Annotated in this window: 28 protein-coding genes and 1 tRNA gene; 14 read left to right on the forward strand and 15 right to left on the reverse strand. The window is 61.9% G+C overall.

Annotated elements, in window-relative coordinates:
* From RJQ10_RS02485 to RJQ10_RS02510, 6 genes are all read left to right on the forward strand, one after another.
* Positions 1–230, forward strand: a 230-nt coding sequence (locus RJQ10_RS02485) for a hypothetical protein (protein ID WP_350143298.1), incomplete at its 5' end; no start/stop codon positions are given.
* 8 nt (positions 231–238) lie between these two features.
* A complete protein-coding gene (locus RJQ10_RS02490; RefSeq protein WP_350143300.1) occupies positions 239–790 on the forward strand; it encodes a gamma-glutamylcyclotransferase in 552 nt (183 codons plus the stop codon).
* 57 nt (positions 791–847) lie between these two features.
* Positions 848–1,693 carry a glutathione-dependent disulfide-bond oxidoreductase gene (gene yghU, locus RJQ10_RS02495; protein WP_350143302.1) on the forward strand — a complete coding sequence of 282 codons (846 nt, stop codon included), beginning with the start codon at positions 848–850 and terminating at the stop codon, positions 1,691–1,693.
* A gap of 5 nt (positions 1,694–1,698) precedes the next feature.
* Positions 1,699–2,247, forward strand: a complete 549-nt coding sequence (locus tag RJQ10_RS02500; protein WP_350143304.1) for a DUF2058 domain-containing protein — start codon at positions 1,699–1,701, stop codon at positions 2,245–2,247.
* 57 nt (positions 2,248–2,304) lie between these two features.
* Positions 2,305–3,189: a glycosyltransferase family 2 protein gene (locus RJQ10_RS02505; RefSeq protein WP_350143306.1), complete on the forward strand. Its 885-nt coding sequence runs from the start codon at positions 2,305–2,307 to the stop codon at positions 3,187–3,189.
* A 5-nt stretch (positions 3,190–3,194) separates the two neighbouring features.
* A complete protein-coding gene (locus RJQ10_RS02510; RefSeq protein ID WP_350143308.1) occupies positions 3,195–4,781 on the forward strand; it encodes a hypothetical protein in 1,587 nt (528 codons plus the stop codon).
* Positions 4,782–4,805: 24 nt separating this feature from the next.
* Here the strand turns inward: RJQ10_RS02510 and RJQ10_RS02515 are convergent, their stop codons facing one another.
* The 9 genes from RJQ10_RS02515 to rpsU all read right to left on the reverse strand — a co-directional run bounded on the left by RJQ10_RS02515 (position 4,806) and on the right by rpsU (position 14,649).
* Positions 4,806–7,124 (reverse strand): xanthine dehydrogenase family protein molybdopterin-binding subunit, encoded by a 2,319-nt coding sequence (locus RJQ10_RS02515; RefSeq protein ID WP_350143310.1) that lies wholly within the window; start codon positions 7,122–7,124, stop codon positions 4,806–4,808.
* The gene (locus RJQ10_RS02520; RefSeq protein WP_350143350.1) at positions 7,117–7,587 is read right to left on the reverse strand and encodes a (2Fe-2S)-binding protein; all 471 of its coding nucleotides are present in this window, start codon (positions 7,585–7,587) and stop codon (positions 7,117–7,119) included. Before RJQ10_RS02520 ends, RJQ10_RS02515 begins: the two co-directional genes overlap by 8 nt.
* Before the next feature lie 611 nt (positions 7,588–8,198).
* Positions 8,199–8,858 carry an alpha/beta hydrolase gene (locus RJQ10_RS02525; RefSeq protein ID WP_350143312.1) on the reverse strand — a complete coding sequence of 220 codons (660 nt, stop codon included), beginning with the start codon at positions 8,856–8,858 and terminating at the stop codon, positions 8,199–8,201.
* Between the two features lie 53 nt (positions 8,859–8,911).
* Positions 8,912–8,988 (reverse strand) — tRNA-Ile (locus RJQ10_RS02530).
* 118 nt (positions 8,989–9,106) lie between these two features.
* The gene (locus tag RJQ10_RS02535) at positions 9,107–9,862 is read right to left on the reverse strand and encodes a hypothetical protein (protein ID WP_350143314.1); all 756 of its coding nucleotides are present in this window, start codon (positions 9,860–9,862) and stop codon (positions 9,107–9,109) included.
* A 112-nt stretch (positions 9,863–9,974) separates the two neighbouring features.
* Positions 9,975–11,777 carry an RNA polymerase sigma factor RpoD gene (gene rpoD, locus RJQ10_RS02540; RefSeq protein ID WP_350143316.1) on the reverse strand — a complete coding sequence of 601 codons (1,803 nt, stop codon included), beginning with the start codon at positions 11,775–11,777 and terminating at the stop codon, positions 9,975–9,977.
* Between the two features lie 220 nt (positions 11,778–11,997).
* Positions 11,998–13,851 carry a DNA primase gene (dnaG, locus tag RJQ10_RS02545; protein WP_350143318.1) on the reverse strand — a complete coding sequence of 618 codons (1,854 nt, stop codon included), beginning with the start codon at positions 13,849–13,851 and terminating at the stop codon, positions 11,998–12,000.
* An 87-nt stretch (positions 13,852–13,938) separates the two neighbouring features.
* The gene (locus tag RJQ10_RS02550) at positions 13,939–14,394 is read right to left on the reverse strand and encodes a GatB/YqeY domain-containing protein (RefSeq protein ID WP_350143320.1); all 456 of its coding nucleotides are present in this window, start codon (positions 14,392–14,394) and stop codon (positions 13,939–13,941) included.
* A 39-nt stretch (positions 14,395–14,433) separates the two neighbouring features.
* Positions 14,434–14,649, reverse strand: coding sequence for a 30S ribosomal protein S21 (gene rpsU / locus RJQ10_RS02555; protein WP_350143322.1), 216 nt, complete (start codon positions 14,647–14,649; stop codon positions 14,434–14,436).
* Between the two features lie 181 nt (positions 14,650–14,830).
* Here rpsU and tsaD point away from each other — a divergent pair, with 181 nt between their 5' ends.
* Genes tsaD through folK form a run of 3 tightly spaced genes read left to right on the forward strand, consistent with a single transcriptional unit; the run spans position 14,831 to position 16,748 of the window.
* Positions 14,831–15,874 (forward strand): tRNA (adenosine(37)-N6)-threonylcarbamoyltransferase complex transferase subunit TsaD, encoded by a 1,044-nt coding sequence (gene tsaD / locus RJQ10_RS02560; protein WP_350143352.1) that lies wholly within the window; start codon positions 14,831–14,833, stop codon positions 15,872–15,874.
* 2 nt (positions 15,875–15,876) lie between these two features.
* Positions 15,877–16,236, forward strand: coding sequence for a dihydroneopterin aldolase (gene folB, locus RJQ10_RS02565; RefSeq protein WP_350143324.1), 360 nt, complete (start codon positions 15,877–15,879; stop codon positions 16,234–16,236).
* Positions 16,233–16,748: a 2-amino-4-hydroxy-6-hydroxymethyldihydropteridine diphosphokinase gene (gene folK, locus RJQ10_RS02570; RefSeq protein ID WP_350143326.1), complete on the forward strand. Its 516-nt coding sequence runs from the start codon at positions 16,233–16,235 to the stop codon at positions 16,746–16,748. Before folB ends, folK begins: the two co-directional genes overlap by 4 nt.
* A gap of 24 nt (positions 16,749–16,772) precedes the next feature.
* On the opposite strand, the gene RJQ10_RS02575 is transcribed toward folK, so the two are convergent.
* The 4 genes from RJQ10_RS02575 to rsmA are packed head-to-tail and all read right to left on the reverse strand — an operon-like array spanning position 16,773 to position 20,065.
* Complete coding sequence (locus RJQ10_RS02575) at positions 16,773–18,002, reverse strand: multifunctional CCA addition/repair protein (RefSeq protein ID WP_350143328.1); 1,230 nt, start codon at positions 18,000–18,002, stop codon at positions 16,773–16,775.
* Positions 17,999–18,835: a symmetrical bis(5'-nucleosyl)-tetraphosphatase gene (locus RJQ10_RS02580; protein ID WP_350143330.1), complete on the reverse strand. Its 837-nt coding sequence runs from the start codon at positions 18,833–18,835 to the stop codon at positions 17,999–18,001. Before RJQ10_RS02580 ends, RJQ10_RS02575 begins: the two co-directional genes overlap by 4 nt.
* 10 nt (positions 18,836–18,845) lie before the next feature.
* On the reverse strand, positions 18,846–19,253 hold the full coding sequence (gene apaG, locus RJQ10_RS02585; protein ID WP_350143332.1) for a Co2+/Mg2+ efflux facilitator ApaG/CorD: 408 nt from the start codon (positions 19,251–19,253) through the stop codon (positions 18,846–18,848).
* A gap of 20 nt (positions 19,254–19,273) precedes the next feature.
* Positions 19,274–20,065, reverse strand: coding sequence for a 16S rRNA (adenine(1518)-N(6)/adenine(1519)-N(6))-dimethyltransferase RsmA (gene rsmA / locus RJQ10_RS02590; RefSeq protein ID WP_350143334.1), 792 nt, complete (start codon positions 20,063–20,065; stop codon positions 19,274–19,276).
* A 111-nt stretch (positions 20,066–20,176) separates the two neighbouring features.
* Here rsmA and RJQ10_RS02595 point away from each other — a divergent pair, with 111 nt between their 5' ends.
* Positions 20,177–20,953 carry an ABC transporter permease gene (locus RJQ10_RS02595; protein ID WP_350143336.1) on the forward strand — a complete coding sequence of 259 codons (777 nt, stop codon included), beginning with the start codon at positions 20,177–20,179 and terminating at the stop codon, positions 20,951–20,953.
* Complete coding sequence (locus RJQ10_RS02600) at positions 20,950–21,723, forward strand: ABC transporter ATP-binding protein (protein WP_350143338.1); 774 nt, start codon at positions 20,950–20,952, stop codon at positions 21,721–21,723. Before RJQ10_RS02595 ends, RJQ10_RS02600 begins: the two co-directional genes overlap by 4 nt.
* On the opposite strand, the gene RJQ10_RS02605 is transcribed toward RJQ10_RS02600, so the two are convergent.
* Positions 21,629–22,996 (reverse strand): Wzz/FepE/Etk N-terminal domain-containing protein, encoded by a 1,368-nt coding sequence (locus RJQ10_RS02605; RefSeq protein ID WP_350143340.1) that lies wholly within the window; start codon positions 22,994–22,996, stop codon positions 21,629–21,631. The genes RJQ10_RS02600 and RJQ10_RS02605 overlap by 95 nt on opposite strands.
* Positions 22,993–24,111 (reverse strand): MraY family glycosyltransferase, encoded by a 1,119-nt coding sequence (locus tag RJQ10_RS02610; protein ID WP_350143342.1) that lies wholly within the window; start codon positions 24,109–24,111, stop codon positions 22,993–22,995. The genes RJQ10_RS02605 and RJQ10_RS02610 overlap by 4 nt, the downstream gene beginning before the upstream one ends.
* A 189-nt stretch (positions 24,112–24,300) precedes the next feature.
* On the opposite strand from RJQ10_RS02610, the gene RJQ10_RS02615 reads away from it, so the two are divergent.
* The 3 genes from RJQ10_RS02615 to RJQ10_RS02625 form a co-directional block, all read left to right on the forward strand.
* The gene (locus tag RJQ10_RS02615; protein ID WP_350143344.1) at positions 24,301–25,479 is read left to right on the forward strand and encodes a glycosyltransferase family 4 protein; all 1,179 of its coding nucleotides are present in this window, start codon (positions 24,301–24,303) and stop codon (positions 25,477–25,479) included.
* Complete coding sequence (locus RJQ10_RS02620; RefSeq protein WP_350143346.1) at positions 25,480–26,367, forward strand: class I SAM-dependent methyltransferase; 888 nt, start codon at positions 25,480–25,482, stop codon at positions 26,365–26,367.
* Between the two features lie 92 nt (positions 26,368–26,459).
* Positions 26,460–26,788 (forward strand): hypothetical protein (locus RJQ10_RS02625; protein WP_350143348.1); only part of this gene is annotated, 329 nt, incomplete at its 3' end.

The raw sequence follows: 26,788 nt of genomic DNA on the forward strand, positions 1-26,788 counted from the left end.
CCATCAGCGAGGACGGTCTGTGGCGAGCTGCTGACTTCCGGGCGGCGGTGCAGTTGTACCGCGACGGCGAGCTGCTTGTCGAAGGGCCCCTGGAGTTCAGCGGCACGGAAAACGAGTTCGCCGGAAAACTGGATCTGCCCGGCCCCGGCGACTTCGAGATGCTGGTCTACGCGTATCAGCTGAGCACCGGCAATGCGGGTGTTTATGAGCGCTCGCTGCGCGTTGAATAGGCAGTCCGGTGGCCGGTGAATGGGCGGTGATCGGTGGCGCCCACTGGGTTTTCGGGTACGGTTCGCTGATCTACAAAGTCGACTTTCCGTTCCTGCAGCGGGAGGTTGCAGCGGTAACCGGCTGGGAGCGCCGTTTCTGGCAGGGCTCCCATGATCACCGGGGTACTGCGGAAGCGCCCGGACGAGTGGTGACCCTCGTGCCTTCGCCCGGCACGGTCTGCAAGGGTGTGGCCTACCTGATAGACGAATCGGTGTTCGAGCACCTGGACCACCGGGAAAAGAACGGTTACCGGCGCCACGAAGTGGAAATTTCCCTTGCCGGGGGTGGGGACAGCGTGGCCGGAGTGCTATATGTTGCCGACGAAGACAACCACGCATTCCTGGGACCGGCTCCCGCGGCCGAGATCGCGGCCCATATTGCGGCTGCCTCAGGGCCCAGTGGCAGTAATCGCGAGTACCTGTTACGGCTGGCCCAGGCTTTGCGGAATCTCGATGCGCCCGATCCGCATGTGCACGAACTGGCGGTGCTGGTAGAACAGATGACGGGCCCTGGCCCATGACAACGAAGCTGTCCGATGCCTTAGCCGGGCATGGGCAGCCACGGAGGACTGCAGTATATGGATCACAGCAACAACTACACACCACCGCAGGTCTGGAGCCCGGACACCGAGACTGGCGGCCGTTTCGCCAGTATCAATCGCCCGGTGGCCGGTGCAACGCATGACAAGACACTGCCGGTGGGCAACCACTCACTGCAGCTTTACTCGCTGGCGACGCCAAATGGTATCAAGGTTACGGTACTGCTGGAGGAGCTGCTCGCGCTGGGCATTACCGACGCTGAATACGATGCCTGGCCGATCAATATCCTGGAAGGCGAGCAGTTCGGCTCCGGCTTTGTAGCCATCAATCCCAATTCCAAGATTCCCGCCTTGCTGGATCACAGCACCTCGCCCCCGACCCGGTTATTCGAGTCCGGCGCCATCCTGGTATACCTGGCGGAAAAGTTTGCCGCATTCCTGCCTGCCGAGCCGTCTGCGCGCGCCGAGTGTCTGTCCTGGCTCTTCTGGCAGATGGGCAGCGCGCCCTATCTGGGTGGTGGCTTTGGCCACTTCTACGCGTACGCGCCCGAAAAATGGGAATACCCGATCAATCGCTTCACCATGGAGGTCAAGCGCCAGCTGGATGTCCTCGATCGCAACCTGGCGGAGCGTCGCTTCCTGTGTGGCGACGACTACACCATTGCCGATATGGCGGTCTGGCCCTGGTATGGCGGCCTGGTACTGGAGACGCTGTACGACGCCCAGGAGTTCCTCGACGTGGGGTCCTACCAGCACCTCAACCGCTGGGCGCGGGAAATCCACGCCCGCCCCGCGGTCCAGCGCGGGCGGCGGGTAAACCGGATTTGGGGGCCGGAAGAGGAACAGTTGCCGGAACGGCACTCAGCCAGCGATTTCGGGGAGTAACAGTCATGGCAGGCTCACTGCAGGACCAACTGCTCAAGGCCGGATTGGCTGACAGCGACAAGGCCAGGAAGCTGGAAAAGGAAAAGCGCAAGCAGGCCAAGGTGGCCCGGCGCTCGGGCGAGGAACTCGGGGCCGAGACCAAGGCCGCGGCCCGTGAGGCGCTGGCCGAAAAGGCCAGGCGCGACCGCGAGCTGAACGGGGCTCGCAATGCCGAGGCCCTGCGCAAGGCCATCAACGCCCAGATCAAGCAGCTGATCGACAACCACAAGCTGCCGCGGGGGCGCGGTGACGTCGGATTCAATTTCAGCGATGGCAAGAAGGTCAAGAAACTCTACGTCCTGGCTGTTGAGCAAAAACAGCTTGCCGCCGGCAACCTGGCCATCGTCAAGCAGGGGGACCAGTACGAACTGTTGCCCTGGCCCATTGCCGCCAAGATTGCCGAACGTGACAGCAGCCGGGTGATCGTCTGCAGTGAAGCGGGAGACCCGGGCCTGACGGCGGAAGAGCAGGAGTGGTACAAGGACTACGAAGTACCCGATGACCTGATGTGGTGAGATGACTGTTTGGACTTCCCCACAACGCCGCCGCCGCGCGCACTCCGCAGCCGGTTCGTGACTCGAATCGCGAGTCCGCCACCGGTCATCACCATTGCCCTGACGCGCCACGCGGAGGATGACCAGTTGCTGGAGGGCGCCCTCCTTTGCCTGGCCGGCCAGCGCAACATAACAGCCACTGTGCTGGTGCTGGATCAGCGTCCCGCGGCAGCCATAGAGCAGTTCTGCCGGGATCGCGCCGACGGCGCCGTCAGTTTTCACTATCACCGGGAGCCGAGTTGCGGAATTTCCCGCGCTCGCAATCGAGCGCTGGCCTTGTGCAGGACCGATCTGCTGCTGTTCACGGAACCTGATGCCCGCCCCGAAGTCGGCTGGGCACGGACACTGGCGGACACGCTCGCTGCGGGCGCCGCCATTGCCGGCGGTCGTATTCTTCCCGACTGGCAGGATCGGCCACCGCTGGTTGCCCGCAGCGGCCTGATCATGGATCTCTACTCTCTGCTCGATCTTGGACCCGGGCGTCATGCCGCCGACAAAGTCATCGGCTGCAATTTTGGCATCAATCTGCCGCTCCTGGGGCGCGAACTGGCCTGCTTCGATGAGGGCTATGGTCGTATGCCGGGGAATCTCATGGGTGGCGAGGAGACCGAGCTCTGCCGGCGGGCACGGGAGCAGGGGCTGCAGATCCAGTATGACGGCCAGGCCATCGTCTGGCACCACATCGCCAGGGAGCGGACCCGCTATCGTTGGCTGCTGCGACGCATCTATGCCGCGGGCATGTCGCGAGCCATGCAGGGTGGGGTGCCGGCCCCCGCCAACCCGTCAGCTGTGCACTGGGCGACGCTGTTGGCATTGCCCCTGTATGCCGCTTATCTGCTGGGCTTTTGCAGGTGGAGGTGTCGGGGTTCAGGTCAGGCGAGGGCAGGGGTGAACAGGGGGTGACTGCCATGAACAAACTGTTTGTCATTGGCCTCGACGGCTATGACCCGGTCTATGCCGGGCAATTGATCGCGCAGGGGGGCTTGCCGGCGCTGGCGCGCCTGCACGAGAGGAGCGCGCGCTTCCAGCTCGACCATGGCAGCGCCAAACGCACCGGCCTCGCCTTTGAGCACTTCAGCGCGGGTCTGGCACCCGGGGACGCCAAGCGCTGGTCGGCGCTTTATTTCGACAAGGACCGCTACCAGATCTGGCAGGAAGGAGTGCGTCTGCCGCCGTTTACACGGCATATGCAGGCGAGGACGGTGGTGTTCGATGTACCGTACTTTGACCTCAATGCCGACCCGCGGGTGCAGGGGGTGGTCTCCTGGGGCGCTCACGATCCGGGGACGCCCCTGGCAGGACAACCGTCGACGCTGCTGCAGGAAATGTTGGAGCGCTTTGGTCCATACCCGGCTCCGGAATGGATCTACGGCTTCGCCTGGCCGTCGGCGGAGAAGTGCCGCGCCATGGGCGAAAAGCTGGCGCAGGCGGTGAACACTCGCGCCGGGATACTCGACTGGCTGTTCTGCCAGCGTCTGCCGGATTGGGATCTCGGCATCGCAGTGGTCAGTGAGCTCCACTCTGTCGCGGAGGGCCTGTGGCACGGTGTTGACCCCGCCCACCCGCTCCACGGCGACAGCTCTGCAGCGGCCGCCGAAGCCGGTATGCGAGCTGTGTACGAGGCGGTCGACGCCCTGGTAGACGGCGTGCAGCGTGCGCACCCGGACGTTACGCTCATGCTCTTCTCGATGCATGGTATGGGGCCCAATGAGTCCGATGTCAGCAGCATGGCGCTGCTTCCCGAGTTGCTGCTGCGCAAGTACCTGGGGCGCAAGCTGCTGGAACCCAAACCCGAGTGGCTCGCTGCTGCAGATGGCGTGCCGCGACTCGAAGCATCGGCGCGCTGGCAGATACCACTGTCCGCGCAGGGGCCCCGGCGCAGGTCCCGCAGCGCGCTGCTGGATGCAGTCAGGCCGATAGCCAGGCAGCTGTTGCACCGGTTTCAACTGCCGCTGCCTGACCTGGCCCGAGGTTCGCGCCTCAGCTGGATGCCCGCCGCGCACTATCAGCCCTATTGGCGGCAGATGACAGCCTTTGCGCTTCCCTCATTCTACGATGGCCGAATTCGCATCAACCTGCAGGGCCGCGAGCGTTACGGCAAGGTCACTCCAGCCGACTACCGGGCCGTCTGCAACGAGATCGCTGCCATGCTGATGGCGACCACCAATGCCCGCACCGGTCGTCCCGCCGTGCGCAGTATCGAGATCAATGAGACCAAAGATCCGCTGTCTCTCGAGGCCTCGGATGCGGATATTATCGTCGATTGGGACGGGGCGTCCCTGGCGCTGGCGCACCCGCAGCTGGGGGTGATCGGTCCGCTGCCCTATCGCCGCCCGGGGGGGCACTCCGGTGGCACCGGCATGTCCTATATCGTGGGGCCGGGCATCGAGCCCGGCGACTGCGGGTTGAGAAGCGCGTTCGACCTGGTGCCAACGGTGTTTGCCCTCGCCGGCGAGGCATTGCCGGAGCATCTGTCCGGCGCGAGCCTGCTCTGACTTCGGCGTCGCCAGGGGAACGACTTATCCCGTGGACTCTGCGGCGCGGTTTTGCATGGCCTTCAGCACGTCCTCTGCCCTGATCGGCAAGTGTCTCAAGCGGGCGCCGACCGCGGCGTAGATCGCATTGCCGATCGCGGGCGCCACGACGGTCGTGCCGGGTTCGCCCAGTCCCACCGCCTGCTCGGTGCTGTCCATGAATTCGATGGAGATCTCCGGAACGTCCGCCATGCGCATCGGCGTGTAGCTGTTCAGGTTGCGGTCCTTGACCTGGCCGTCGACGAATTCCGTGCCCTCGTGCAGGGCCATGCTGGCGCCCCACAGGGCTGCGCCCTCGGTCTGCGCCAGCGCGCCATCGGGGTGGACGATGGTACCGGCGTCGAGAACCAGGTCCAGCCTGTCCAGGGTCACCTTGCCACTGTCAGGGGCCACGCTGACCGTTGCCACGCAGGCCGTCCAGGTGGGCATATCACGCTCCTGGCCAAAGGTCGCGGCGACACCCATGCCGCTGTTCTTCGGCAGTTTCCGGCCCCAGTCGGCATTCGCGGCAACGCGCTCCAGCACGGCGGCGAGACGCCTGGCGCCGCCGACCGAGTTCGGTGATTCCCCTGCGTTTCGCCCCTCGCCAGTGAGAAGCTGCAGGCGGAATCTCACCGGGTCGACTCCCAGCTCCCGTGCCATTTCGTCGATGAAGGACTCCAGCGCCCAGTTGGTCCAGCCGGGCCCGACGGAGCGCAGCCAGCCCGGGCGGAAGGTGCGATTGGCGAGATCGTTGGAGATGGCGCGTACCCGGTGGGCGCCGACCTCGTACCAGTGGTTGGCGCCGCTGATGGAAAAGGAGTCGAACTTCACGCCATTCTCGCCGGGACCCATAAAGAAAGGCGCCATGACCTCCGTTGGCCAGCCGGCGGCGGCGTGATGCTGCATGCCGAGAATACGCTTGTCGGCGCCCAGTGCCATACTGACGCGCTGTACTGAGGGCGAGCGCACGGAATCAAAGCGTGAATCGTCTTCCCGGGTCAGTACCAGTTTTACCGGCCGTCCCAGGGCCTTGGCGGCGAGCAGTGCCGGCACTCCGTAATCGCCGTTGAGACGGCGCCCGAAGCCCCCACCGAGCAGGTAGGTCTTCATCAGGATACGGTCTTCCGGGACATCGAGTGCCCTGGCATACCAGGGCAGGGCGAGGGACTGCCACTGGTTGCCGGTGTGTAGCTCCCAGATACCGTCCTCGCGCTGCAGTGCCAGGGCGTTCACCGGCTCCAACTGGAAGTGCAGGACGGTGCTGGTGGTGTACTCCCGCTCCACCACCCGGTCGGCGCTGGCGTAGGCTTCCTCGACCCCCGGGTCGGCCACCACGAGGGAGCCCGAGTCACCTGCAATAAGCTGGCGCGCCCGGTCCTGCAGATCGGATTCACTGACGCCTGCGGTGTCCCCGGCCTCGAATTCGACGTCCACGACCTTTGCCGCGCGCAGCGCCGCGTGGAAAGAGTCCGCGACCACCACCACCCAGCCGCTGGCGTGTCCGGAGGGGTCATCCAGGGCTATGCTCTGGCGATAGCCGCCAATGCCTTGCGCCTTACTGTCATCTATGCTCCTGACGCTGGCACCGTTGCGCGTCGGCGGCAGTATCGGTGCCGCGTAGACCATTCCTTCAATAACGGCATCAATCCCGTAGACTGCTTCGCCACGGGTCTTCTCCGGAATGTCCAGGGCGTCAAACCGGCCGCCGATGAGGCGGCGTTGGTCCGCCGGCTTGATGGGCATGGCGGCGAGCTCGTCCTCGCTGTAGCGCCGGGAGATATCTCCGCGCTGGATGATTTCTGCGTAGGTTATCCCCGCATTGCCACAGAGCACCCGGCTGGACTCAGCCCGGCAGTCGGTGGCGGGCTTGCCGAGCAACTTCGCGCCCTCTTCCAGCAGCGCGGTACGCCCGGCGGCACCGGCGCGGGACAGCAGGTCAAAATTCTGGAACACCGACCAGCTGGCACCAGTAATCCGATAGCCCCAGGTGTCCTCGCTGTCGACATGGTGGAGGCGAACATCGCTCCAGTCGGCTTCCAGTTCGTCCGCGACGATACGCGCCAGTGCCGTGCCGACATGCTGGCCCATCTCCGCTTCAGCCACGTTGACGGTGACAATACCGTCGCGGTCGATGCTGTACCAGACACTGGGTTCAAACCGGCCTTCGCTGACCGCGACAGCGGCTGAGCTGTACATTAAACCGGCGGGCACGAAAGCCAGGGTAAAGCCCGCAGCGCTGGCGCCGATCATAAAGCCGCGGCGCGTAATACCCTTTCTCTGCCCGCGGCCAGCTTTCTCCATCAGGTGCTGTAACTTACCCATGCTGGCGCTCCTCCGTGGCCTTGTACGCCAGCTTGTCTGCGGTCTGCCTGATGGCCTTGTGGATGCGCAGGTACGCCATGCAGCGGCAGAGGTTGCCATTCATGGCCTGCCGGATCTGCTCGTCGTCGGGATTCGGGTTGCGCGCCAGCAGGCTCGCGGCCTGCATGATCTGCCCCGACTGGCAGTAGCCGCACTGCGGCGCCTGGGCGTCTATCCAGGCCTGTTGCAGAGGGTGGTCCAGCCCCTCAATGGTGGTGATTGACTTGCCAGCTGCTTCGGACGCCGGAGTCACGCAGGAGCGTACGGCAACGCCGTCGATGTGCACGGTGCAGGCGCCACACAGGCCGATACCGCAGCCGAATTTGGTCCCCTTGAGGCCTGTTTCATCACGAATCACCCACAGCAGAGCTGTATCCTCCGGGACCTCGGTCTCGATAGCCCGGTCGTTGATGGTTATTGTCATGGCCACGGCGCACTCCTCGAATCGGTCGAATAGTGCTAACAGCATAGACCAGGTTGGCAGGTGGTACCCGGCCTGGCCGCTTCTGTGCTTTGGTTAGCAGAAGCCGTCCCCGCCATCATTGATCGCCCTGACCGGCACTCTTGCAGCCCGGGCCGAGCCTGTAGAGCGCGAGGCATTCCCCAAGCGTGTACCGGTGCTGACCGGGTTCCCAGTGGAGGGATTCACCATTGGCAGTGGCACAACGGCCTGTGTGGAAAGCAGAGCTGTCAGCCGGGCTGGAAGCGGTCGATCCGTATCACCGGTCGCTGTTTTATCTCGGTTCGGGTCTCCTCACAGCCATTGAAGGGGACTCCGGGGAGGCCGTTGAATGGCCCCTCCGGTAAAGCAGGCACTTGCGCGATGCTGTGTTCAATCCGGGGGACGGGTCTGCTCCCAGATACCCAGTTTCTTTTCTGCGTCGATGTTAGAGGGCCAACAACACAGCGTCTGTCTGGATTGGAGGAAAAGCGGTTATCCAGTGTTCGCTGTCGGATTGCCCATGCTGCGCTACATATGTATCAATCGGTTGATTGCCGTCTGAAGTGATGGTTTGGGTGCTGATCGGAATACCCTTAAACCAGCTCTAACCAGTCCTTGAGGCTACGCCCGATATCCTGGATCTCCTCCATGCACACCTCGTGTTGCATCGGGTAGCTGCGGTACACCGGTGCAAAGCCCATGCCCTGCAATATCTGGTTCGCCGTATGGCCCATTGTCTCAGGAACCATGGGATCTCGAGTGCCGTGGAAAATATGAATTGGCAGCCCTTTATTTGCCTCCGAGAGACTGACTTCCCTGGCCGTCGCGAAGTAGGTCGACAGCGCCATCAATCCGGCCAGGGCCTTTGGGTAGGATAGTGCCGTATGGTAGGCAACAGCGCCTCCCTGACTGAACCCGGCGAGCACAATCCGCTCACTCGGTATGCCTGCGTCCAATTCACGCTGGATCAATTCCCTGATGGCGGCAGATGAAGATTGTATCTGCTCCAGGTCAATCTCGCGCTCCAACGACATCGCGAATATGTCGTACCACGCTGGCATCACCATGCCGCCGTTAATTGTCACGGGTATCTGCGGGGCATGGGGAAAGACGAAACGCACACCGTGATCTGCCGGCAAGCCCAGATGGGGCACCACCGGGACGAAATCGTGACCGCTGGCTCCCAGGCCATGCAGCCAAATCACCGCAGCATCTGCCGGACGGCCGGGCTCCAGTACTTCACAATTGAGCAAGATTTGATACTCCTGTATGTGAAAATTTCGCACAGGATATCATGGGAGCGAAATGGTGGGCCCAGAAGGACTTGAACCTTCGACCTGCCGATTATGAGTCGGATGCTCTAACCAACTGAGCTATGGGCCCGCAGCGGGAGAGGGGGATTATAGAGAAGAAGACACCGCAGGCACAGCCCCAGGCAACCCGCTCCCCACTATCGGGTCAACTGCTGGCAGTCGAGGCTGAGCCTGTCAGTTGTGCTACCTTATTCAGCCGCTGGCGCCGCTAGAATCTGCTGGGCGTCGTACATATTGGGGCTCTTGCAGGTGGACACGCCCTCGTAGATCTGCGCCGCTTTCGCCATGCCGCCGCCATTGACGTAGGCTTCCCAGGCATTGGCAAACGCCGGGTAGGAGGGCCAGGCGGCAACGTAGTAGTAATCGAAGTCTGCCTCGCCGGAGCCGAGTCCGGGCACGAACATCCAGCTGGATCCATCTGCCCCCATCTCCTGCATCATGGACGTGACTTGGGCATGGCTGGCTGCCGCATCGGCAAAGCTGGCATCATCTTCAAGCGAGCAACGGGAGAACCAGACCACGCCGTCGCCCGGCTCTGCTTCCTGTCCACCCGTGGCATAGGCTGACATCATGGCGTGGCTGCATTCCACAGTATCGGCATAGGCCTGGGACACAGTCCCCGAAGCATTGACCCATTTGTCGATACTGGCCCCGAAGTCAGCGGCAGACTGGTAGGCGCCGATCCAGCCCACATGGAATTCGGTCTCCATGGAGCGAAATTGTGGGGTGATCATCCAGGCTGAGTGGCCACTTGTATTCGTGGCGGCCCATTTTTTGAAGTTGGCGTTGGCTTTTTCCAGGTCTTTCATGCCCTTGCCGTCGCGAAACGTGCAGGCATAGAGCTCGACCGGTTGGGCGGTCATGTGATTATCGGCGTAGGCGGGTGCCGTGGTGAGGGTGGCAAATAGCACTGCCCCCATCGTCATGCGAAAGGTATTTTTCATGACAGTGATTCCTGTTATGGGTTAGAAGAGAGCCGGCGGAACCGCAGTCGGCGTCTCTTCAGCCTAGACCACAGGCAGGAATCTGCAATACGGGCGCGAGGACGAGGCCCTGCTATTCGTCCAGGAAGCTGCGCAGGTAATCCGAGCGGGTCGGGTGGCGCAGCTTGCGCAGGGCCTTGGCTTCTATCTGGCGGATACGCTCGCGGGTGACGTCGAACTGCTTGCCCACTTCCTCGAGGGTGTGGTCGGTGTTCATGTCGATGCCGAAGCGCATGCGCAGCACTTTGGCCTCGCGGGCAGTGAGGCCGGCCAGCACTTCCTTGGTGGCTTCCTGCAGGCCCTGGCCAGTGGCGGCTTCTATCGGGGAGCTGATAGTGCCGTCCTCAATGAAGTCGCCGAGATGCGAATCTTCGTCGTCGCCGATGGGCGTCTCCATGGAGATCGGCTCCTTGGCGATCTTCAGCACCTTGCGGACCTTGTCTTCCGGCATGTCCATGCGTTCGCCCAGCTCTTCCGGGGTGGGCTCCCGGCCCATTTCCTGCAGCATCTGGCGCGAGATGCGATTGAGCTTGTTGATGGTCTCGATCATGTGCACCGGGATGCGGATGGTGCGCGCCTGGTCGGCGATGGAGCGGGTGATCGCCTGGCGAATCCACCAGGTGGCGTAGGTGGAGAATTTGTAGCCGCGGCGGTATTCGAACTTGTCTACGGCCTTCATCAGGCCGATGTTGCCCTCCTGGATCAGATCCAGGAACTGCAGGACGCGGTTGGTGTATTTCTTGGCAATGGAGATCACCAGGCGCAGGTTGGCCTCGACCATTTCCTTCTTCGCGCGACGGGCACGGGCCTCGCCCATGGACATGCGACGGTTGATTTCCTTGATCTCGTTCACCGTCAGGCCGCACTGCTCTTCCACCGCGATGATGCGGCGCTGGAGGCGGGTGATGGTGTCTTTCTGCGCGGTCAGTTTGGCAACGTAGTCCTTCTTGCCTTTGGTCTGGCGCAGGATCCACTTGACGTCGGACTCCGAGCCCTGGAACGAGGTCACGAAATCCTTGCGCGGCATGCCGCAGTCGCGAATCGCGATGGTCATGATCTGGCGTTCCTGGTCCCTTACGGCGGAGAGGACCTGGCGGGGTTTCTCCATCAGCGGATCGAACACGCGCGGGGTCAACTTGAAGAACTTGAACAGTTCTCCCAGCTTCTCCATTTCCTTGATCGCGGTCTTGTCGTTGCGGCCTTTGGCGGCAAGGGCCTTCTCGGTCTTGCTGAACTGGCGCTTGAGTGCGGTGAAGCGCTTCTTGGCCTCAACCGGATCGGGGCCGGACTCGGTTTCCTCGTCGGAATTGTCGGGATCGGCGGCTTCGGCGACTTCGGCGGCGGAGGGCACATGTTCGGCGGGGTCCAGGTAGCCGATCATCACATCGCCCAGGCGGCGCTCTTCCTTCACCACCTGCTCGTATTCGTCCAGCACCTGCTTGACTGCGCCGGGGTAGTGGGCGAGGGCGGCCATCAGCTCGCGGATACCTTCCTCGATGCGCTTGGCGATAACGATCTCGCCTTCGCGGGTCAACAATTCAACGGTGCCCATTTCCCGCATGTACATGCGCACCGGGTCGGTGGTGCGCCCGGCTTCGGTCTCCACCGCGGCGAGAGCTGCGGCGGCTTCGGCGGCGGCGATATCGTCGGCGGCGCTGTCGCCCTCGGTCATCAGCAGCTCATCGGCGTCGGGGGCAACCTCGAACACCTGGATGCCCATGTCGTTGATCATCTGGATGATGTCTTCGACCTGATCCGGATCGGAGATGTCTTCAGGCAGGTGATCGTTGACCTCGGAATAGGTCAGGTAACCCTGGTCCTTGCCGCGGGCGATCAGATCCTTGAGCCGGGACTGTTGTTGGGCGACGTTGGTCATTCAGCAGACACCTTCAAATTCAATGCAAAAAAAAATTAGCCGGAGATTATAACCGGAAAATCAGTGACTTAACCAGCAAAAACCTTGGCAATTAACAACTCCTGGCCCTGTTGAAGCCCGGTTTCGATCGGTTCCTTCTCTACCTACATGGGGCCGTGGGCGCCCATTGCAAGCTGAGTGTCGTGATCGGGTGCCGCCTGTCGGGTGTTGTGGGGGTCGCTCAGGGTTTGCGCTTGCTGCGGGCTTCGTCCATGCGCTGTTTTTGCTGTAGTAAGTCTCTGAGCCTCTGCTTCTCCGCTTCGCTCATGTCAGCGTAGTTCGTGACTTTCAGTTTGTCGACTTGCGCAGACAATTGGCTGCGCTGGGGCAGCTGGGCCAGCGTGGACAGGGTGTCGGTGAACTGTTGCTCGATTCCCGACCGCGGAATCAACCGCTCCTGGCCCGCCAGCCGTCCCAGCAGTTCTCCCTCCGGTGTCCCGTACCAGTGGCCCAGCAGCATTGCGGTGTTGGAGTCCGGGCGCCGTTGCAACAGGGCCAGCAGATCCCGCAGCAGGGCGACGTCGTCGCCTTCCAGCGCGGCAAGCGGCTCCGGGTCCACCCGGGTAGACATCTCCGGCTTGTGCAGGAGCAGCGCAATGGCGGCCTGCGCCAGGTTTGAATACCCGGCCTGCGCCCGATCACTGGCTGCCCGCTGCCTCGGGGAGGGCTGGTCGGATGGGGGGGCATTTTCCCGGTTGGGCGCCGGCTCTGGCGTAGGCGGGGGCAGCGGCGGCGCTTCGAGGTGCATCAGCTCGGCCACGGTGAGCCCTGTGCGCTCGGCCAGGGCGCGGAACATGAGTTGGCGGAAGACCCCCTCCGGCAGCTGGCGGATATAGGGCAGGGCCAGCTTGCTGAGGCGGGCGCGGCCCTCCAGGGTGCTGGTGTCCAGGCCTTCGCCGGCCACCTCGAAAAGGAAAGTTTCCAGCGGTGTGGCGCTGGTGACCAGCTCGCGGAAGCGCTCCGCCCCCAGCTTGCGCACCAGGGTGTCCGGGTCTTCGCCCTCGGCGAGGAACAGGAAGCGGGCCTGGCGCCCGTCCTCCATGCAGGCCAGGGCGGCCTCCAGGGCGCGGACCGCGGCCTTGCGTCCCGCGGCGTCGCCATCGAAACAGAACACCACCTCCGGGGTCAGCCGGTACAGGCGCTCCAGGTGGGTCTGGCTGGTGGCGGTGCCCAGGGTGGCGGTGGCGTTGGTGATCCCGTGCTGTGCCAGGGCGATGACGTCCATGTAGCCTTCCACCACCAGCGCCCGCTCCAGCTTGCGGTTGGCCTGGCGTGCCTGGTACAGGCCATAGAGTTCGCGCCCCTTGGAGAACACGGGGGTTTCCGGCGAATTGAGGTACTTTGGCTTGTCGTCCCCCAGCACCCGGCCGCCGAAGGCTATGATACGCCCGCGCTGGTCGCGGATCGGGAATACCACCCGGTCCCGGAACCGGTCGTAGCTGCGGCCAGCGTCGTTTTGCACCAGCATGCCGGACGCCAGCAGCAGCTTGCGCTGGTTCTCATCCTGGCCCAGCGCCTGCAGCAGGTTGTCCCAGCCCGGGGGGGCGAAGCCGAGGTCGAAATCCTTTGCGATCTGTCCGGTCAGGCCCCGCTGCTTGAGATAGCTGACGGCGCGCTGGGCCTCCGGGTGCGAGCGCAGCTGTTGTTGGTAGTAACGGGCTGCCTGCTCCAGCAGGGCATAGAGCGCCTTGTTGCTGTCTTCCCGTTGCGGCTGAGCGGGGCCGCCCGGGGTCTGCTCCCGCGGGACTTCCAGCCCCAGGCTGCCGGCGAGCGTCGCCACCGCCTGGGGGAAATCCACGTTCTCGTAGTCCATGACAAAGCCGAGGGCATTGCCACCGGCGCCGCAGCCAAAACAGTAGTAGAACTGCTTGTCCGGGTTGACGCTGAAGGAGGGGGTCTTCTCTTCGTGGAACGGACAGCGGGCGCTGTAGTTTTTGCCGGTTTTCTTGAGTTTTACCCGCCGGTCAATGACTTCCACGATGTCGACCCGGTCGAGCAGGTCATCGAGGAACTTTTGAGGGATTCGTCCGGCCATCGGGGGTGTCGGCAGCGCTCTGTGAGGAACCGCTTATTGAAGCACGGCGCAGGGGTGTTGTCAGGGGGCGGGCGGAGCTGCCGGAGGTCAGGCGGTGAGGCGGGCCTTGACCAGCTTGCTGACGGCGCCAATGTCGGCCCGGCCCTGCAGTTTGGGTTTGAGCTCGGCCATGACGGCGCCCATTGCCTGCATGCCGGTACCGCCGGATGCTGCCACAGCGGCATCGATCATGGCCTCGAGTTCAGCGTCGCTGAGCTGGGCCGGGAGGAATTCCTGGATAACAGCGATTTCCTGCTCTTCGCGGGCGGCGAGTTCTTCGCGACCGGCGGCATGGTACTGCTGGGCAGAGTCCCGGCGCTGTTTGATCATCTTGTCGAGCACGACAAGGACCCGCGCATCATCGAGTTCGATGCGCTCGTCTACTTCGATCCGTTTGAACTCCGACTGGATCAGCCGGATGGTGCCCAGGCGTTCTTTGTCGCGCGCTTTCATGGCCGCCTTCATGGCAGCCCTGATGGTTTCGGTCAGCGGCAAATCGCTCATGGTGGGGACGCCTGGTCGGGAACGCCTGATGGGGAATGCCTAGTACAGGCGGACGCGCTTGCGGTTTTCCCGGGACAGCTTCTTCAGGTGGCGCTTGACTGCGGCAGCGGCGGCGCGCTTGCGTGTGGTGGTGGGCTTCTCGTAGTGCTCGCGCTTGCGCACTTCAGCCAGTACGCCGGCTTTTTCACAGGAGCGCTTGAAGCGGCGCAGAGCGACGTCAAAGGGCTCGTTTTCTTTAACCTTGATATGCGGCATTAATTCTTTACCCGTTCCAGTAAGTAACGCACCAGCCACCCTCTGCGGCGACCAGAGCTTTAAAAGGTCGCGCATTCTATACCCAGTTGGCGGTATTTGCAAAGCCCTGTCGACCCTCCAGTTCTCGCCGCGACCGCCTGAAGCCGGTATCATGCGGTGCTTTTCATTAGCATTGATGATTATGTTGATTCTGGGCCTGGAAACATCCTGCGACGAGACCGGCGTGGCGCTCTATGACACCGGCCGCGGCCTGCTGGCGCACGCCCTGTTCAGCCAGGTCGATATCCATGTTGAATATGGGGGCGTGGTACCTGAACTCGCCTCCCGGGACCACATCCGCAAGGCCCTGCCGCTGCTGCAGCAGGTGCTGGAAGAGGCCGGCGTCGCCGCCGCGGCGCTCGACGGGGTAGCCTATACCGCGGGCCCCGGGTTGATCGGCGCCCTGATGGTCGGGGCCACCCTTGCCCGGTCCCTGGCCTGGGCATGGGGCATTCCGGCCCTGGGCGTTCACCATATGGAGGGTCATCTGCTGGCGCCCATGCTGGAGACCGAGCACCCGGAGTTTCCCTTTGTAGCCCTGCTGGTGTCGGGGGGGCACACCCAGCTGGTCCGGGTGGACGGTATCGGGCAGTACCAGTTGTTGGGCGAATCCCTGGACGACGCCGCCGGCGAGGCCTTCGACAAGGCAGCCAAGATGCTCGGGCTGCCCTATCCCGGCGGCCCCCACATCGCCCGGTTGGCGGAATCCGGTGACCCGGGGCGCTTTGATTTCCCGCGGCCCATGATCAACCGTCCCGGGCTGGATTTCAGCTTCAGCGGCCTGAAGACCTTTACCTTGAATACGGTCAACGCCTGCCGCGAGGCCAGCGGGCTCACTGAGCAGGACAAATGTGACATTGCCCGTGCCTTCGAGGAGGCGGTGGTGGCTACCCTGGTGATCAAGTGTCGCCGGGCCCTGGAGCAGGAGGGTCTGCACACGCTGGTGATGGCGGGGGGGGTCAGCGCCAACCGCAACCTGCGGGCCCGGCTGCAGCAAGACCTGGCCAGGGTGGGTGCCAGGGTATTCTACCCGGCGCCTGAATTTTGTACCGACAACGGCGCCATGATCGCCTATGCGGGAGCCCAGCGCCTGTTGGCGGGGCAACATGATGGCCCGGAAACGACCGTGCGCCCGCGCTGGCCCATGACCGAACTGCCGCCGCTGCAGACTGTAAACGCGGCCTGAGCGTGGATATCGTCTTTATTCGGGAGCTGCGCGCCGACGCGATCATCGGAGTGTATGACTGGGAGCGCAGTGTTCGGCAGACTCTGGTGCTGGACCTGGAGATGGCCTGGGACAACCGCCCCGCTGCGGCAGGTGACGCTATCGACGCGGCGCTGGACTACGCAACGGTCTCCAGCCGCGTTACCGAGCACATAGAAAACAGCAGCCGCCAGTTGCTGGAAACCCTTGCCGAGGAGCTGGCCGCCCTGGTGCTCGCGGAGTTTGGAGTGCCCTGGCTGCGGCTGCGTCTGTGCAAGCCCGGTGCGGTGCAACAGGCGCGGGACGTGGGTGTCCTGATAGAGCGCGGAGTGCGGCCGGCGTGAACACAGTTTACCTGGGCCTGGGCAGCAATATTGAACGCGAGCGGTATCTGGCCGCCGGGCTGGATGCCTTGCAGATGCTGCTCGGTGAGTTGGCGCTGTCGCCGGTTTACGACAGTCCCGCAATCGGCTTTGACGGCCAGCCGTTCCTTAACATGGTGGTCGGTACCAGCACCGACATGCCTCTGGCTGAGATGGCCGCGAGACTGCGACACATCGAAACCGAACACGGACGCCCGGCCAGGGCTACCCGCTTTTCGGCGCGCCAGCTGGACATCGATATCCTGACCTTTGGCGACCTGGCAGGCCAATTTGCCGGGGTGACCCTGCCGCGGGGGGAAATCCTGGAGAACGCCTTCGTGCTGCGGCCACTGGCGGAACTGGCGCCCGGGGCGCGCCACCCGGTGGACGGGCGCAGCTACGCAGAACTCTGGGCGGCCTTTGACCAAGACAGCCAGACGTTGACGCGGGTGGACTTCAGCTGGCGCGGACGGTTCATCTCCCGGGCGGGATAGGGTACAGGGGTAGAGGCCCGGTGCTCAGTCGCCGGGTTCGTTCCGCAGCGCCTCCAGCAGTCGGATCTGCTCCGCCGCAATCGCCTCACCCAGAGCCTTGCCATTGACTCCCTGGGCCACGAAGGGTGCCGCGGTGACTGCTTGCGCCAGTGCCAGCGCCCGTTGCAGGTACGCCACCTGTGGATAGGGCCTGTCCTCCATCCCTGTGCGGCCACGGGCGTCGGCCTCGCAGGCCAGCAGGAAGGCCTGGAACCGCTCCGGCTGGCGCAGGGCGCCGGTGGCGCGGAGCAGTTTCAGCAGTGTCTTGCCACGCAACTCCCGGGCGCGATGCACCAGCAGGTGAAATTCGCAAACATGCAGGGCCAGGTCCCGATGCTGGTTCGGCGCCCGCAGACGGTCACAGACCCGGCGCACCAGGGCCAGGCCGCGACGTTCGTGGGCGATATGCCGCGGCCATTCGCCCTCCGGGGTCAGGCCCTTGCCGAGGTCGTGCAGCAGTGCCGCAAAACGCACGTCCGTTGCCGGGCTGAGGCGAGCTGCCTGCTGCAGCGCCAGCAGGGTGTGCAGGCCGGTGTCGATCTCCGGGTGGTGCTCCGGGCTCTGCGGTACCCCGAACAGGCACTCCACCTCCGGCAGCAGTGCCCGCAGGGCGCCGCAGGCGCGGAGCACCGCAATGAAAACATCCGGATCGCGCTCGCCCAGCGCGCGCTGCAGTTCGGTCCAGACCCTTTCCGGGGGCAGATGGGCCAGTTCGCCCTGGGCCACGATCTCCGCCATCAGGGCGATGGTCTCCGCCGCCACGGTGAAGCCCAGGTGGGCGTAGCGCGCGGCGAAGCGGGCGGTGCGCAGCACCCGCAGCGGGTCCTCCACAAAGGCCGCCGAGACATGGCGCAGTACCCGCCGGGCGAGATCCCCCTGACCGCCATAGGGGTCGATGATGCTGCCGTCGGCGTCCTGTGCCATGGCGTTGACCGTCAGGTCCCGCCGCAGCAGGTCTTCCTCCAGGGTGACAGCCGGATCGCAATGGACCGTGAAACCTGTGTAGCCGTGGCCCTGCTTGCGCTCGGTGCGGGCCAGGGCGTATTCCTCTTTGCTCTGTGGGTGCAGGAATACCGGAAAGTCCTTCCCTACCTGCTGGTAGCCCTGCTCGAGCAGTGCCTCCGGGGTGGCGCCCACCACGACCCAGTCGCGCTCGGACACCGGGTATCCCAGCAGCGCATCCCGCACCGCGCCGCCAACCAGGTAGGTCTTCATTCCCTCGTGCGCCCGTTCTTGCAGCGACAGGCGGTCAACTCGCCGGTATCCAGGTTGTAGAGGGTCATGGCTCCGCCCCAGACACAGCCGGTGTCCAGGCCGATGGTATTGGGGCTATCGGTGTGGCCTTCTATGGAGGCCCAGTGGCCGAAGATGATTTTGTCGTTCGCGGTCTTGCGCTTTTTGTGGCTGAACCAGGGCGACACCTTCTTGCTGTCGCCTTCCGGCCTGGGGTTGGGGCTAGGGCCCTTGCTGACCAGATCCAGGACTCCCTTCTTGGTGCAGTAGCGCATCCGCGTCAGGTAATTGGTGATCACCCGCAGCCGGATCATGCCGCTGAGGTCGTCCGACCAGACCGCGGGTTCGTTGCCGTACATGGTGCGCAGGAATTCGACACAGTCCGGGCTCTGCAGGACCGCCTCCACTTCCCAGGCATAGCGCATGGCGTCCTCGACACTCCACTGGGGCGGGATGCCCGCGTGAACCATGGTGTAGCCGTGCTCGTAGTGCAGTAGCGGACGGTGGGTCAGCCAGTTGAGCAACTTGTCCCGGTCCGGTGCGGCCAGGATCTTGCCCAGGGTATCCGACGGTGATGGCGTCCTGACCCCCGCGGCGACAGCCAGCAGGTGCAGGTCGTGATTGCCCAGCACCATCACCAGGTTGTCCCGCATTTCGTATAAAAAGCGCAGGGTTTTCAGGCACTTGGGTCCGCGATTGACGATGTCGCCGACAGACCAGAGGACGTCCCGGTCGGGGCTGAAGCCGACCTGCTTGAGCAGGCATTTCAGGGGCTGCAGGCAGCCCTGGATGTCGCCCACGGCATAGGTCGCCATACGCCCGGCCTCAGTTCAGCGCCGTTGGAGTGTGCAGGGTGAAGGCGCGGATAGGCACCTCGAAGGCGGGCAGCGCCCCCGGGTCGGTATCCTCGCCATTCAGTACGATCATCGTATAGCTGCCCTCCATAAAGCCCACCGGGGTGGGCAGGGTCGCGCCGCTGGTGTAGCGGAAGAAGCTGCCGGGCTCGATGACCGGCTGTTCGCCGACCACGCCTTCGCCGCGGACCTCCTGCACCTCGCCCTCGGCATCGGTTATGACCCAGTGGCGGGAAAGCAGCTGCACCGGCACTTCGGCCTGGTTGCTGATCGTGATGGTGTAGGCAAACGCGTACTGGTTTTCCTCCGGGCGCGAGTGGCGGGCGAGCCAGGCGGTGAGTACGTCTACGCTCACCAGGTCGGGATCAAAAGAGTTCACTGCTTGGGTATCCATGCGTGTCAGTTGTTGCCCAGATAATTGGCCAGGCGAATAAAGTCCTCGAGTTGCAGGGTTTCCGCCCGGCAGCCGGGATCGATTCCCAGACCCGCGAGTGTGGTGTCGTCGAGTATACCCTTCAAATTGTTCCGCAGTGTCTTGCGGCGTTGGGCGAAGGCGGCCTGGACGATGGCGCGCAGGCCATGGACATCGCAGTCGGGCCAGGGAGACTGCTGGTAGGGTGTGAGGCGGACGATGGCGGACTGCACCTTGGGTGGCGGGAAAAAGGCTTCCGGGGGCACGTCAAACAGGTGTTCCACCGCGCAGTGATACTGGGCCATGATCCCCAGGCGACCCCAGTGCTTGCTGCCCGGGCTGGCGGCGAGCCGGTTGACGACCTCGAGCTGGAGCATGAAATGCATGTCCTCCACCAGGGGCGAGAACTCCAGCAACCGGAACAGCAGAGGCGTGGAAATGTTGTAGGGCAGGTTACCCACCACCCGCAGGGGCACCCCGTCCCGGGCCAGGCCCGCGAAATCGAAGGTCAGCGCGTCCGCGCCATGCAGTTTGAAGCCCGGATAGATGCTGAAGGCGGCCAACAGGCCCGTGACGAGGTCCCGGTCCAGCTCCACCACGTCGAGGCGGATCTCCCGGCTGATAAGTGCCGCGGTCAGCGCCCCCTGGCCCGGCCCGATTTCCACCAGGTGTTCACCCGGCCGGGGGTGGATGGCGTTGGCGATGTTGGCGATGACCCCCGCATCCTGGAGGAAATTCTGGCCAAAGCGCTTGCGGGGAGTATGGGTTCTGGGTGTCATGCGCGGCAGTGTACTTGCCCGCGCGCCCGTGCGCAGCTGTTGTGGCTGAAAAATCCCCGCGCTGCTAAACTCGCTCGCTGGTTTTCGAGGGCATCAGGCCTGCGCGAGTTTATGAATCTTACTCAATATTTCTCCCTGGTCGACACCATGGCGCGCATGTCGCTGAAGGCGGACGCCTCGCGCTACTTTTTTGGTTATATCTGGTGGCTGCTGGAGCCGTTGCTGTACGTCATCGTGTTTTACCTGGTGTTTGAACTGATTCTGGGAAGAGAGAAAGAGGACTTTCTGGTCTTCCTGATGGTCGGCAAACTGACTTTTATCTGGTTTTCCAAGTCGGTCAACCAGGCTGCCCGCAGTATCATCAACAGCGGTGGCCTGATCAGCAAGGCCGATATCAACAAGAGCCTGTTCCCCATCGCCACGGTCCAGGAGGGACTTTACAAACAGCTGAGCGTGTTCGTGCTGCTGTTTGTGGTGCTCATGCTCAATGGCTACTCCATTACCCCGGCCTGGTTGTGGCTGCCTCCCCTGATCCTGGTCAACTACATTGTAATCGTGGCGTCCTGCCTTGTTTGCGCCTTTCTGGTGTGCCTGGTGTTCGACTTTATCGTCATGGTGTCCCTGGGCACTATCTTCCTGCTGTTCGTGTCCGGGATATTCTGGGACCCGCGCGATCTCCCCGATCCGGCGGCCACGGATCTGGTTCTCCTGTTGAACCCCCTGGCCTTCGTCATTGACGCCTACCGGCAGATTTTCATGGCCGGGGTGGCGCCCGATGCCTGGCATTTACTCGGTATCGGTATCGGTTTCGGCTTGCTGACCCTGGGTATGGTGCTCCTCCTTCGCCGCACCAGCCAGTTTATCGCTCTCAAGGTGTTGACCTCATGACTGCTGACAACACCCCCGCCACGCCAGCGTCGGAGGAGGGCCGGCGGGTAATGCTGGAGCTGCGCAACGTGAGCCACAGCTTCCACGCGCGCAAGGAAAGTTTTGAACACGGCGTGCACAAGGTGCTGGATGGGGTCTCCCTCAAGCTCATGGAGGGCGAGACCCTCGGAATTATCGGTCGCAATGGAGCGGGCAAGACAACCATGCTCCGCCTCATGGCAGGCATTTTTGCCCCCACCTCGGGCAAGATCCTGCGCCAGCCAGGCTCCAGTTGTTCCCTCCTCAGTCTGGGCCTTGGTTTCCAGCCGCAGCTCTCGGGCAGAGACAATGCTCTTCTCTCTTCCATGTTGCAGGGTTACAGCAAGCGTGAGGCCGAGGCTCGCCTCGAGGAAATCAGGGAGTTCTCCGAACTGGGCCAGTCCTTTGATGAGCCGGTAAAAACCTATTCCGCAGGCATGAATGCGCGGCTGGGATTTACCACAGCGCTGCTGACCAAGGTCGATATCCTGTTGATTGACGAGGTTTTGAGCGTGGGCGACGCCGAATTCCGCCAGAAGGCCGAGCTGGCGATGCGCAACCGCATTGCCCGCGGCCGGACCGCAGTGTTTGTTTCCCACGCCGAAGCGCAGGTCAAGACCCTGTGCAGCCGGGTGGTCTGGATAGAAGAGGGTCTCGTCAGGGCCGAGGGTGATCCTGAGCAGGTGCTGCGCCAGTATCGGCCGCCGCCGCCGGCGCCAGCCCCCGGCGGCGGTTCTCCACCGCGCCCGTGATCAGAGCCGCCAGGGTCCCGAAGACGACGCCTGCCACGGCGGCAATGGCCAGGACCAGCGCTGTCTTCGGGTGGGCCGGCTTGCTGCGGGCGATGGCCGGTTGGTCCACTCTTGCCAGGCGCACATCCTCGTAGCTTGCCGCCAGTAGCTCCTGTAGCTGGCTGATTTCCGTCCGCAATGCATCCGCATTGTCCACCAGCGCAGCATAGTTCTCCCGTGCCTGCAGAATCTCTATCCTGCGATTGTGCTCCAGCAGTTGCAGTTGCTCCTGCAGGTCGCGCAGCTCCGGTACCATGTGGTCGTCCGAGCTGCGCTGCTTCAGCATTGACAGCTCCGCTTCCAGCATGCGGCTGCCGCGCAGGTACAGTGGGTCCCCGGGGCCCGTGGAGAGATCCGCGCTGACGGACACAGACTCGGTGCCATCATTCTCGCGCCGGGACAGCATCTGGATGGTGGCCGGTTCCGTGACGTTCAGGCTGCGGGCTATCGCCAGAGCCTCCTCCAGCTCGGCTATCTTGTCGGTCCGCAGCTGACCTGCCTTGGTCGTCAGGGCGGCTATCCGGTCCTTCAGCTGGCGCCGCTTCAGCTCGTCCTCTTCCTGCAGCTTTACTATCGTATCTTCATCCCTGCGCTGCAGAATCTCGGCGTTCCGGATGATCCTGGACTCCAGCATGCGGATACGGGTTGCCAGCAAGGTATGCAACTCGTCCATCACCCCACCCAGGGCGCGGCTTTGCGCCGTCGTCGCCAGGGCATTGGCAATTTCTGCCGCTAGCTGGGCATCAGTGTGCTGGAAGCGAATGGACATGGTGGTTTCGGCCAGTACATCTTTCTTACCCAGGCCATCAATGCTGATGGACAGCGCCGGGGCGAAGTCGCGCAGGAACAGTTGATCAACCTGCTCGCGATCGGCGATTTTCTCCTTGAGCAGGTGTTGGCTGTAGGCCAGGAATACCTGGCGCTGCGTGTCCAGGGAACGCGCCTCGAACACCACTCTGCCGAACGCGTCACCAGGTAACAGCTCCAGTTGCCCGGTTTCATTGACGGCGACCAGCTGGGATGCCAGCGGCGGGCGCAGCCGGGTGGCCGACTCGTATATCGGGGTGGTCAGGACAAGGTAAGCGGCGGCGAACGCCACGAACACCGCGGTGCTGCCAAGCACAGTCCACTTGCGACGCCAGATGCCGGCGCCAAGCTCGAACAGATCTATTTCGTCATCCGACCTCGCGGCCAGTGACGCTGGTGATTGTGGGAAGTTGGGTGGTCGATTCATGTTTTGTCCACGGAGCTGTCTTCAATGGTGGCCCGATTGGTCTCCGCTGGCGCTGTCCGCTTGCGGGCAATGTGCCAAGCCTGACTCATGAGGATACAGTACATGAGAAAGGCGCCGATCAGTATGCTGAACTGATAGGACTCTGGCGTGTTTGCCCGGGCGAGCATCAGGCCGAGAAAGGGAATGGATACGCCCGCGCTGCCGATGAGGAGGAGGGCGCGCTTGTCGGATAGCCCCAGTTCCCGCAATAGATGGTGAATGTGGGTGTTGTCAGCACGAACTGGTGACTTACCGCTGAATAGTCTGCGCAGTGTCGTAAAAGCCATATCAAACATCGGCAAACCGAGCAGATAAACCGCGGTAATCGGCTGGACGTAGCGAACCTGGCCCACCTGTTGGGAGGTGACGGACAGGGTCAGGGCGACCACAATGAAGCCCAGCAGCTTGGAGCCAGCATCGCCCAGGAACGTCTTGGGAATGGACGGGGCCAAGCCCAGATTGGAAATAAGGAAGGCCACGAGAGCAGCGCTGATAACGATGGTAATCAGGCCCGGTGGCAGGCCGGTGAGCAGGTGGAAGGCAAAAATAGTGATCAGGACGATTATGCCCAGCAGGCCATCCATGCCGTCCAGCATGTTGTAGGCGTTGATGACAACGAAGATGACCAGAACGGTGAACGGGTAGCTGAGCCAGTCGCTGAGCCTGACCTTGCCGACTCCCAGGAGGTCGCCAAGGCTGGCCAGGCGAAGGTCCAGACTTTCGATTAGAAACAATGCCACCGCTACTTCAGCGAGAACCCGGGTGAATACGCTCAGATGGAAGCGGTCATCAAGCACCCCCAGCAGTACCAGCATGCCACCGGCGGCCAAAAAAGTGTTGATCACATGGGTTTCGAGGCCCTGCGCTTTTCCTTGTGTCTGCCCCCAGACCAGAGCAGCCACTAGCAGCGCCACATAGATTGCAATACCACCTATGAGGGGAATGGAGCCTGCGTGTTGCTTGCGGTGGTTTGGAGCATCCACCAGGCCGCACCACATGGCCACAGGGGTCAAGGCCCAGATGCAGAACAGCGTCAGGCAGAAGGCGAGTGTGGCTTGGAGCAGCGCTGGAGACATAGCTGACGCCGTGTAACTGGACTTGGAAAGATACCGTTGCTGTCCTGAAAAGACTAGCGCAGAATGTTTGTAACTCACTCATCGATAAAGGAAAATGCGGGGTTTTGGCGAAATCACACCCCCACTTGCTGAACCTGGCGGCGCTGGCTGGTTTGCGACAACATTCGGAAGAGTCAAGGCGGCTTGTTGATGAGAATAGTGCATGTTTGCAACACCGACGGAGCACTTTCCGTGTTCAGAGGGCCGCTTATCAAGGCACTCAGCAAGGCAGGGCATGAAGTCTATACGATTAGCGCCCGGTCTGATTATTTCGACGAGCTTAGAAAGCTGGGGGCACACCCTATCGAGCTCCCAATGGACAGGCACGGTGTGGGTCTGTTCTCAAATCTCAAGTTATTCATCGGTTTATACAAATGTGTCAAGGGGCTGGCACCGGATATCGTCCATAACTTCACACATAAGCCAGCGATTTTTGGGACGCTGGCTGCGAAGTTGGCTGGTGTGAAAACTATAGTCATTACCGTTACGGGGCTCGGAACAGTATTTGTAAATGATGGTGCAAAGAACAAATTTGTGAGGGCCATTCTTTTATTGCACTATGCGGTTGTCACGAGACTTGCCATTACCACCTTCTTTCAGAACCCGGATGATCAACGCCTCTTTGAAAGCGCCGGAGTGACACCGCCGAACAAGTCTGTGTTGACCAATGGGTCAGGGATTGACTTGACGGAGACTATACTCCCGACAGGCGCTTGTTTGGAAAGAGCCAGAGAGGAGTTGTCGGCGGAACTGGGTACTCCGCTGGAGGACAAAAGAATTGTAATCTTTCCCGCGAGAGGAGTGAAAGAGAAGGGCTTTTTCGAATACTACCAGGCCGCTAAGAGGATACACCAACGGTATCCATCATCGTATGTATTCTTACATGTCGGGCTCATAGACAGCTCGCTGTCCAATTCAATAAGCGGTCGCGACCTCGGTGTTCATGCTTTGGATTGTGGGGTGACCTACCTGGGATTCAGGCGAGATATAATGAACATTGTCGCGGCCTCAGATATTGTGTGTCTACCGTCCTATAGAGAAGGCACTCCCAGATCCCTTATAGAGGCGCTCGCTCTCGGCAAGGTGATCGTGACTACAGACGCGCCAGGTTGTAGGGAAACAGTTATTCCTGGAGAGAATGGGTACTGGTGTTCTCCACGAGATGTGTCCGGTCTTGTAGACGCGCTACTGCGCGTTGATGACACGATGATTGATAGGTCGAAAACTATTTCGAGGACTCTCTGTGAGAAGAAATATGACGTTGACCATTTGATAGAGCTAACGGAAAAAGCTTATTTCGGTGCAGACCGCCACTCCGAGGAGCAATAAATGCTTCAGCCTACAAGGTCGTCAGAGTGCATTTGTGGCAATAATTGCGATGCAAAGCCGTTCTCACAGAACTTTTTGGTTCTCAAGTGTGCGAAGTGTGGAACGGAGCATTTTGAACCAGTTTCGATGGCGAGTAAGGTCGAGTTCGCCTACGAAGCCGAAAATGATAAGTATGGAGATGAGCGGTATTTAGATGGAGACGAGCTAAGATGGGCTCATCACCGGATAGGTGAAATGAGCTGGAAGTTCAAGAGAGTTTTGGAGATCGGGTGCTTTACCGGATTCTTTGTAAAACGCCTGGTTGAGATGGGTGCGGATGCATATGGGTTCGACAAGAACCTCAAGGCTGTGGACTTTGGGCGCAAGAAGTTTGGATTGAACGAAAGGCTCTCCATAAGACAGGCAGAAATCCACGACAATGCCCCCTATGACGCGGTTGTGCTGGTCGACGTCCTGGAGCATATGGACGATCCGGTCATGTTCTTGAGGGAGAGTACCAGGTTGATCGAGAGTGGCGGGCAAATAGTGATCTCGGGCCCGACTGTAGAGCGGCGCTTTTTCGATAAGTCTGATTTTCCTCCTCACCATATCTGGCGATTCTCGCGCGACGGAATGAAGACTATGCTTGAAAACAATGGATTCACTGTCGAGAAGGTTGTTGTTGAACGCGACGGGATGCTATTTCTCCGGAATTTATTGGGTAGAATTCTCAACGGGTATTGGAAAAAGGAGTTCTATGGTGATGTGAAATTCAGTGCGCCGGAAATCAGGGGTGGCGTTGCCAGCTTGTTGTACTCGTATGGCCAAGCGGCGTCAGATGCGCTGATGAAATTCCTTGGATTGTCCTATTGTTCAACCCTTGTGGTTGCCAGAAAAAATAACTCTTGAAATCTTGGTTCGGTGTGTCGCGCGGCGTGGTCGAAAGGCGGATCGATGGAGGCTTGCTAATTGAAGAGCTACGATATCTCCCGGTGTGATTTTTGATCAAACTGGTATCAGTTTTTCTAGTCCGCTCGTTGGGGGCTTTGGGTGCCGTAGCACTGTTGTTTACGGCGGGGCGGTTCGGAGGCGTTGCGCTAATAGGTACAGTCGCAACTTTGCAAGTAATAGCTTTGGGCGCTGCGATCTTTTCCTGTCTTGGTGCCGGACAGTACCTCAACAAAATCGCAGCTTACGAGAATGATTGTAGACACAGAATTCTGATATCTACACTATGCCTGACAACCTCAGTTTCAGCCGCGGTGACGGCCGTCTTCGCTGCGTGTCTTGAAGTTCCTGCCGTTCTGGAACTGTTCGACATAACTCCTGA

Source organism: Haliea sp., from assembly GCF_040222615.1.
Taxonomy (GTDB): domain Bacteria; phylum Pseudomonadota; class Gammaproteobacteria; order Pseudomonadales; family Halieaceae; genus Haliea.

Bases quoted from the DNA above. Each gene is read 5' to 3' on its own strand.
- yghU (WP_350143302.1), top strand. From the start codon at position 848: ATGGATCACAGCAACAACTACACACCACCGCAGGTCTGGAGCCCGGAC.
- RJQ10_RS02500 (WP_350143304.1), top strand. From the start codon at position 1,699: ATGGCAGGCTCACTGCAGGACCAACTGCTCAAGGCCGGATTGGCTGAC.
- RJQ10_RS02510 (WP_350143308.1), top strand. From the start codon at position 3,195: ATGAACAAACTGTTTGTCATTGGCCTCGACGGCTATGACCCGGTCTAT.
- RJQ10_RS02515 (WP_350143310.1), bottom strand. From the start codon at position 7,124: ATGGGTAAGTTACAGCACCTGATGGAGAAAGCTGGCCGCGGGCAGAGA.
- RJQ10_RS02520 (WP_350143350.1), bottom strand. From the start codon at position 7,587: ATGACAATAACCATCAACGACCGGGCTATCGAGACCGAGGTCCCGGAG.
- RJQ10_RS02535 (WP_350143314.1), bottom strand. From the start codon at position 9,862: ATGAAAAATACCTTTCGCATGACGATGGGGGCAGTGCTATTTGCCACC.
- rpoD (WP_350143316.1), bottom strand. From the start codon at position 11,777: ATGACCAACGTCGCCCAACAACAGTCCCGGCTCAAGGATCTGATCGCC.
- dnaG (WP_350143318.1), bottom strand. From the start codon at position 13,851: ATGGCCGGACGAATCCCTCAAAAGTTCCTCGATGACCTGCTCGACCGG.
- RJQ10_RS02550 (WP_350143320.1), bottom strand. From the start codon at position 14,394: ATGAGCGATTTGCCGCTGACCGAAACCATCAGGGCTGCCATGAAGGCG.
- rpsU (WP_350143322.1), bottom strand. From the start codon at position 14,649: ATGCCGCATATCAAGGTTAAAGAAAACGAGCCCTTTGACGTCGCTCTG.
- tsaD (WP_350143352.1), top strand. From the start codon at position 14,831: ATGTTGATTCTGGGCCTGGAAACATCCTGCGACGAGACCGGCGTGGCG.
- RJQ10_RS02575 (WP_350143328.1), bottom strand. From the start codon at position 18,002: ATGAAGACCTACCTGGTTGGCGGCGCGGTGCGGGATGCGCTGCTGGGA.
- RJQ10_RS02580 (WP_350143330.1), bottom strand. From the start codon at position 18,835: ATGGCGACCTATGCCGTGGGCGACATCCAGGGCTGCCTGCAGCCCCTG.
- rsmA (WP_350143334.1), bottom strand. From the start codon at position 20,065: ATGACACCCAGAACCCATACTCCCCGCAAGCGCTTTGGCCAGAATTTC.
- RJQ10_RS02595 (WP_350143336.1), top strand. From the start codon at position 20,177: ATGAATCTTACTCAATATTTCTCCCTGGTCGACACCATGGCGCGCATG.
- RJQ10_RS02600 (WP_350143338.1), top strand. From the start codon at position 20,950: ATGACTGCTGACAACACCCCCGCCACGCCAGCGTCGGAGGAGGGCCGG.
- RJQ10_RS02605 (WP_350143340.1), bottom strand. From the start codon at position 22,996: ATGAATCGACCACCCAACTTCCCACAATCACCAGCGTCACTGGCCGCG.
- RJQ10_RS02610 (WP_350143342.1), bottom strand. From the start codon at position 24,111: ATGTCTCCAGCGCTGCTCCAAGCCACACTCGCCTTCTGCCTGACGCTG.
- RJQ10_RS02615 (WP_350143344.1), top strand. From the start codon at position 24,301: ATGAGAATAGTGCATGTTTGCAACACCGACGGAGCACTTTCCGTGTTC.
- RJQ10_RS02620 (WP_350143346.1), top strand. From the start codon at position 25,480: ATGCTTCAGCCTACAAGGTCGTCAGAGTGCATTTGTGGCAATAATTGC.